General features: G+C 72.8%; 5 protein-coding genes. 4 read left to right on the forward strand and 1 reads right to left on the reverse strand.

The genetic code is table 11. The annotated features are described in order from the left end of the window. Positions 1 to 6: 6 nt before the first annotated feature. The 4 genes from glyA to FLM69_RS11720 all read left to right on the forward strand — a co-directional run bounded on the left by glyA (position 7) and on the right by FLM69_RS11720 (position 5,194). Positions 7 to 1,287, forward strand: coding sequence for a serine hydroxymethyltransferase (glyA, locus tag FLM69_RS07135; protein ID WP_036381978.1), 1,281 nt, complete (start codon positions 7 to 9; stop codon positions 1,285 to 1,287). Between the two features lie 7 nt (positions 1,288 to 1,294). Then, complete coding sequence (locus FLM69_RS07140) at positions 1,295 to 2,206, forward strand: bifunctional methylenetetrahydrofolate dehydrogenase/methenyltetrahydrofolate cyclohydrolase (protein ID WP_036381975.1); 912 nt, start codon at positions 1,295 to 1,297, stop codon at positions 2,204 to 2,206. Between the two features lie 129 nt (positions 2,207 to 2,335). Beyond that, entirely contained in the window at positions 2,336 to 3,322 is a 987-nt protein-coding gene (locus FLM69_RS07145) for an ABC transporter ATP-binding protein (RefSeq protein ID WP_141843658.1), read from the forward strand. A 3-nt stretch (positions 3,323 to 3,325) separates the two neighbouring features. Next, positions 3,326 to 5,194 carry an ABC transporter permease gene (locus FLM69_RS11720; RefSeq protein WP_141843659.1) on the forward strand — a complete coding sequence of 623 codons (1,869 nt, stop codon included), beginning with the start codon at positions 3,326 to 3,328 and terminating at the stop codon, positions 5,192 to 5,194. A gap of 16 nt (positions 5,195 to 5,210) precedes the next feature. Here the strand turns inward: FLM69_RS11720 and FLM69_RS07155 are convergent, their stop codons facing one another. Further along, positions 5,211 to 6,737 (reverse strand): MFS transporter, encoded by a 1,527-nt coding sequence (locus FLM69_RS07155; RefSeq protein WP_255502752.1) that lies wholly within the window; start codon positions 6,735 to 6,737, stop codon positions 5,211 to 5,213. Positions 6,738 to 6,804 lie beyond the last annotated feature (67 nt).

Below are 6,804 nucleotides of genomic sequence, written 5' to 3' on the forward strand. Positions count from 1 at the left end.
ACCCCCGTGACGCAGACGCCCGACATCAACACCCAGCCCCTCGCCGAGGTGGACCCGGAGATCGCCGCGGCGCTCGCGGACGAGCTCGGCCGCCAGCGGGGCACGCTCGAGATGATCGCCTCGGAGAACTTCGTGCCGCGGGCCATCCTCGAGACGCAGGGCTCGGTGCTGACCAACAAGTACGCGGAGGGCTACCCGGGCCGCCGCTACTACGGCGGCTGCGAATTCGTGGACGTGGCCGAGAACCTGGCCATCCAGCGCGCCAAGGACCTGTTCGGCGCCGAGCACGCCAACGTCCAGCCGCACGCCGGCGCTCAGGCCAACGTGGCCGTGATGACCTCGCTGCTGGACCACGGGGACACGATGATGGGCCTGTCCCTGGCGCACGGCGGCCACCTGACGCACGGCATGAAGCTGAACTTCTCCGGCAAGAACTACAGCATCGCCGCGTACGAGGTGGAGCCGGACACCCACCGCATCGACATGGACAAGGTGCGCGAGAAGGCCCTCGAGGCCCGGCCGAAGGTGATCGTGGCCGGCTGGTCCGCCTATCCCCGTCAGCTCGACTTCGCCGCCTTCCGCTCGATCGCGGACGAGGTCGGCGCCAGGCTCTGGGTGGACATGGCCCACTTCGCCGGCCTCGTGGCCGCCGGCCTGCACCCGAACCCGGTGCCGCACGCCGACGTCGTCTCCTCCACCGTGCACAAGACCCTCGCCGGCCCCCGTTCGGGCTTCATCCTCTCCACCGAGGAGCTGAAGAAGAAGATCGACTCCGCCGTGTTCCCGGGCCAGCAGGGCGGCCCGCTGATGCACGCGATCGCGGGCAAGGCCGTGGCCTTCAAGATCGCCGGCTCCGAGGACTTCAAGGAGAAGCAGGAGCGCACCCTGGCCGGCGCGCAGATCCTGGCCGAGCGCCTGACCGCCCCGGACATGGCCGAGCACGGCATCTCGGTGCTCACCGGCGGCACGGACGTGCACCTCGTCCTGGTGGACCTGCGCGAGTCTCAGCTGGACGGCAGGCAGGGCGAGGACATCCTGCACGAGGTCGGCATCACCGTGAACCGCAACTCGGTGCCGTGGGACCCGCGTCCGCCGATGACCACCTCCGGCCTGCGCATCGGCACCCCCGCGCTGGCCTCCCGCGGCTTCGGCGAGGCCGAGTTCCGCGAGGTGTCCGACGTCATCGCCGAGGCGCTGAAGCCGAGCCCGGACGTGGAGGCGCTGCGCGCCCGCGCCGTGAAGCTCACCGAGGACTTCCCGCTGTACGACGGCCTCGAGGGCTGGTGAGCCGCCGATGACCGCGAAGGTCCTGGACGGCAAGGCCACCGCCGCCGCGATCAAGGAGGAGCTGCGCGGCCGCGTGGCCGCCCTCGCCGAGCGCGGGCACACCCCCGGCCTCGGCACCCTGCTCGTGGGTGAGGACGCCGGCTCGCAGAAGTATGTGGCGGGCAAGCACCGCGACTGCGCCGAGGTGGGCATCGAGTCCATCCAGCGTGAGCTGCCCGCGGACGCGACGGAGGAGCAGATCCTCGACGTCGTGCGCGAGCTGAACGAGGACCCGGCCTGCACGGGCTACATCGTCCAGCTGCCGCTGCCCCGGCACGTGGACACCCAGAAGGTGCTCGAGGCCATCGACCCGGACAAGGACGCGGACGGTCTGCACCCCATGAACCTGGGGCGGCTCGTGGCCTCGGTCGGCGGCGAGCTGGACTCGCCGCTGCCGTGCACCCCGGCCGGCTGCGTCGAGCTGTTGCGCCACCACGGTGTGGGGCTGGCCGGCAAGCACGTGCTCGTGATCGGCCGCGGCGTGACCATCGGCCGGCCCGCCGGCCTCGTGTTCACCCGCCGCGAGGTCAACGCCACCGTGACCCTGGCCCACACCGGCACCACGAACCTCGACGAGCTGCTGGCGAGCGCCGACGTCGTGATCGCCGCCGCCGGCTCCGCCCACATGGTGAAGCCGGAGCAGGTCAAGGAGGGCGTGATCGTCCTGGACGTGGGCGTCTCCCGCGTGACCGGGGAGGACGGGACGTCGCGCGTCCTGGGCGACGTGGACCCGGCCGTGAAGGAGAAGGCGGCCTGGATGGCGCCGAACCCGGGCGGCGTCGGGCCGATGACCCGCGTCATGCTGCTGGCGAACGTCGTCGAGGCCGCCGAGCGTGCCGCCGACGGCGAGGACTGGGCCGGGGAGCGGGCCGGAGCCTGACCTCTCCCACTCCCGCGACCAACCCTGCGATATGGCCCCCATCCACCCCGGATGGGGGCCATATCGCAGGGTTCGTCGCCGAGGGGGCGGCACGCGTCCGGGCGGGCGATGCGCCTATGCTGTCGGCTTGTGAGCCCCACCACTCTGCACGCGTCCCCCGGCGACGCCTCCGTCATCCGTGCCCGTGGGCTGCGCAAGCAGTACGGCGAGTTCCACGCCGTGAAGGGCATCGACCTGGACGTGCGCCCCGGCGAGTGCTTCGGCCTGCTCGGCCCCAACGGCGCGGGCAAGTCCACCACCATGCGCATGCTCGCGGGCACCTCGCAGCGCACCGCGGGCGAGCTGACCATCCTGGGCATCGACCCGGAGGAGGACGGACCGGCCGTCCGCGCGCGCCTGGGCGTGGTGCCCCAGCAGGACAACCTGGACGAGGAGCTCACCGCCCGGGAGAACATCCTGATCTACGGCCGCTACTTCGGCCTGCCCTACTCGTACCTGCGGCCCAAGGCCGAGGAGCTGCTGGCCTTCGCCCAGCTCACCGAGAAGGCGGACGCCAAGGTCACCGACCTCTCCGGCGGCATGAAGCGCCGGCTCGTGATCGCCCGCGCCCTGGTCAACGAGCCGGCCCTCTTCCTCCTCGACGAGCCCACCACGGGCCTGGACCCGCAGGCCCGCCACATCCTGTGGGACCGCCTCTACCGGCTCAAGGAACGCGGCACCACGCTGCTGCTGACCACGCACCACATGGACGAGGCGGAGCAGCTGTGCGACCGGCTCGTCGTGGTCGACGGCGGCGAGATCATGGCCGCCGGCACCCCCGCCGAGCTCATCCGCGAGCACGCCTCCCGCGAGGTCCTCGAGGCGCGCTTCGGCGCGGACCGCAACGAGGCCGCGGCCCGCACCGTCCAGGCCCACGCGGGTGACGGCGTCGTGCACCGCGTCGAGGTCCTCCCGGACCGAGTCCTCGTCTACGCCCGACGCGCGGACGACCTGCACGACGTCGTGCAGCGCCTCGTCGACGAGGGCGCCCTGCCCGCCCCCGTCACCACGCTGACCCGCCGCGCGAGCCTCGAGGACGTGTTCCTCATCCTCACCGGCCGCACCCTGGTGGACTGACCCGTGCCGTCCCCCATCACGACGACGGCCCCCGGCCCCGCCTCGCCCGCCGAGCCGCTGCGCCCGCCGGTCACCGCGGCGGCGTCCGCGGAGCGCGTGAGGCGCCGCGGCGTCCTGCTCTACGCCGAACACCAGCTGCGGAACATGCGCCGCTACGGCGCGGTGCTGCTCGTCGGGGCGCTCGGCGAGCCCGTGCTCTACCTGCTGGCCATGGGCCTGGGCCTGGCCCAGCTCATGGGCGGCGGGATGCCGCAGGACGCCCTGGGCGGGGTCTCCTACGTCGCGTTCATCGCCCCGGCGCTGCTGGCCTCGGGCGCGCTGATGACCGCGTCCGTCGAGTTCTCCTACCCGGTGATGGGCGGGTTCCAATGGCAGCGCACGTACTACGCGGCGCAGGCCACTCCGCTGTCTCCGGCGCAGATCGCCCTGGGCCACCTCGCGGCCGTGAGCCTGCGGTTCGTGTTCCAGGCCGCCGTGTTCCTGCTGGTGATGCTGGCGTTCGGCGTGGTCTCGAGCCCGTGGGCGTGGGTGCAGGTCCTCACCGCCACGCTCGGCGGGCTCGCCGTCGGCGCGCCGATCATGGCGTTCGCCGCCTCCCTGAAGGAGGACAAGGGCCAGTTCGCCACCCTGCAGCGGCTCGTGGTCATGCCCCTGTTCCTGTTCTCCGCCACCTTCTACCCGCTGGACGTACTGCCCGTGTGGCTGCGCTGGATCGGCTGGCTCTCCCCGCAGTGGCATGCCGCCCAGCTCGGCCGCGTGCTCTCCTACGGGATGGCCGAGCCGGTCTGGCTCACCGTGGCGCATGTGGCGTTCCTGCTGGCCCTCGCGCTCGGCGGGGCCTGGCTCGCGGTGCGGATCTACACGCGCCGCCTCGGCTGGGTCCGAGGCACCCCGGACCGCGACGCCGTCACGGCCGCCCGCCGGGACCGTGCCCCGCGCCTGGGCCGCCGTGCCGCGCGCACCGGGGCCGCCCGCGCCGACGTCGCACCCGCCGCCGCGCAGGCGGGCCCGGCCGCGCCGTCGTCGTCGGTGGTGCGGGAACACGCCGTCGCCGTGCCGCCCATGCCCGAGATCCCCGTGCGCCGCGGCCCGCTGGCCGGCGCGTACTCGGGCAACGTGCGCGCGGTGATGGAGCGGGCGTTCCTGTCCCTGAAGTCCAACAACTGGGTGGTGTTCTTCTCCGGCTTCTTCGAGCCCGTGCTCTACCTGGCCTCCATGGGACTGGGGCTCGGCGCGCTGGTCGGCGACGTGGCCGGCCCGGACGGCGCCCCCGTCCCGTACGGCATGTACCTCGCCCCCGCACTGCTGGCGGTCTCGGCGATGAACGGCGCCATCTACGACTCCACGTGGAACGTGTTCTTCAAGCTGCGCTACGCGAAGACGTACCAGACCATGCTCTCCACGCGGCTGGGCCCGCTGGACGTGGCGCTCGGGGAGATCGCGATGGCGCTGCTGCGCGGGCTGATCTACGCGGTCGGCTTCCTGATCGTCATGACCGTGGCCGGGCTCGTCACCTCGTGGACGGCGCTGCTCATGATCCCCGGCGCCCTGCTCGTGGCGCTGGGCTTCGCCTCCCTCGGCATGGCGGTGACGAGCTGGATGAAGACGTTCCAGCACATGGACTGGGTCCAGATCGTGCTGATGCCCATGTTCCTGTTCTCGGCCACGTTCTTCCCGCTCGCGGTCTACCCGGAGCCGATCCAGTGGGTGATCCGCGTGTTCCCGCTGTGGCACGCCGTGGAGATGATGCGCGCCCTCGCGGTGGGCGTGCTGAGCTGGGCGACCGCCGGCCACGTCCTCTACTTCGTGGTGATGGCCGGCGTCGGGGTGTGGCTCGCCGCCCGCCGGCTCGGCGCGCTGTTCCTGCGCTGAGGCCCCCGCGGGCCGGTCAGGCCGCGCGCGCGGCGCGGCGCCGCCGGACCACGTCCAGGGCCGCGACCGCGGCGGTGAGCGCCCAGCACACGGCCACCATGCCCATGGCGGTCGAGGCCGCGTGCGCGTACGCCGCGGCCGACGGCGGACCGGCGCTCTCGGCTGCGGCGCCGGCCAGGGCCGCGAAGAACGCGCCCGTCACCACGGACAGGCCCAGGGCGGTGCCGAGACGCTGCGCCGTCTGGGCGACGCCGCCGGCCGCCCCCGCCTCGTGGCCGGCGACGTCGTCCATCATCAGCACCTGCGTGCTGGTGAGCAGCAGGGCCTGCGAGGCCGACTGCACGATCAGCCCCACCCCCACGATCCACGGCGACCACGCGCCGGCCGCGCTGCGCTCGAACGCGAGCGCGAGCACCCCCAGCGACACGAGGCCCACGAGGGCGCCGAGCAGCACGAGCACGGGCCCGCGCCGCTGCACCATCGAACCCACCCACGGGGACAGGGAGGCCACGACGACGGCGCCGGGCAGACCCACGAGGCCGGCCTCGAGCGGCGTGAACCCCATGCCGCGCTGCAGGAAGATCGCCACGATCGCGAACACCGCCGGCATGGTGGCCAGGTAGATGGTGGACTCGAGCGCGCCGATCGTGAAGGACGGCCGCCGGAACAGGGCCGGGTCCACCATGGGCTGCACGCCGGTGGCCGACGCCCGGGCCTTCACGCGCTTCTCCCACAGCCACCACGCCGTCACGAGCGCGGCGGCGAGGACCAGCAGCCAGGCGGTGCCCGGGACGATGAACGGCACCATGAGGCTCACCCCGCCGGCGCCGAGCAGCAGGGCGCCCACCGGGTCGAGCGCGGCGATCCCGCGTGGTCCGGGGGCGGGGGGCAGGCCGTGCACGCGGGTGGGCGGCGGCAGCCAGAGGGCGCCCATCGCGACGGCGGCCAGGCCCACGGGCACGTTCATGAGGAACGTGGAGCGCCAGCCCCACTCGGGGCCGAACGCGCCGAGGAACAGCCCGCCGAGCAGGGGCCCCACGGCCACGCCGAGGCCCACCACGGTGCCGAAGAGCCCGTAGGCCCGCCCGCGGGCGCGGCCGTGGAAGTTCGACTGGATGAACCCGATGACCTGGGGGTTGAACACGCCCGCGCCCAGGCCCGTGAGCAGGCGCCCGGCATTGAGCAGCAGGGTGTCCCCGGCCAGGCCGGAGAGCAGGGAGCCGAGCATGTACAGCGTGATGCCCGCCAGGAACAGGTTCTTGCGCCCCCACAGGTCGCCGGCGCGGCCCGCGGCCACGAGCACGGTGCCGAACGTCAGCGTGTACCCCGCCAGCACCCACTGCAGATCCGCGCTCGTGGCGTCCAGGCCCGACTCGATGGCCGGCAGCGCCACGTTCACCACGGACACGCTCATCAGCGCGAGGAAGAGCGGCATGAGCAGTGCGGTGAGGATGCGGCGCTGGTCAGGGGTGAAGGCCCCGGACGCGGGGTCGGCGGGGCCGTCTCTTCTACACAACTCCCAGGCCACGGGGCGGAACTTCATATTGTATGGCGTGTTTTGTTTGAAAAAAAAAAAAACAACAGCTGTAGGACAACTGTAGGAGTAACAG

Origin of the sequence: Micrococcus sp. R8502A1 (assembly GCF_006704135.1) — a bacterium.
GTDB lineage: Bacteria > Actinomycetota > Actinomycetes > Actinomycetales > Micrococcaceae > Micrococcus > Micrococcus luteus.

Excerpts from the sequence above, each read along its gene's own strand:
- FLM69_RS07155 (WP_255502752.1), bottom strand. The coding sequence starts at position 6,737 with ATGAAGTTCCGCCCCGTGGCCTGGGAGTTGTGTAGAAGAGACGGCCCC.
- FLM69_RS07140 (WP_036381975.1), top strand. The coding sequence starts at position 1,295 with ATGACCGCGAAGGTCCTGGACGGCAAGGCCACCGCCGCCGCGATCAAG.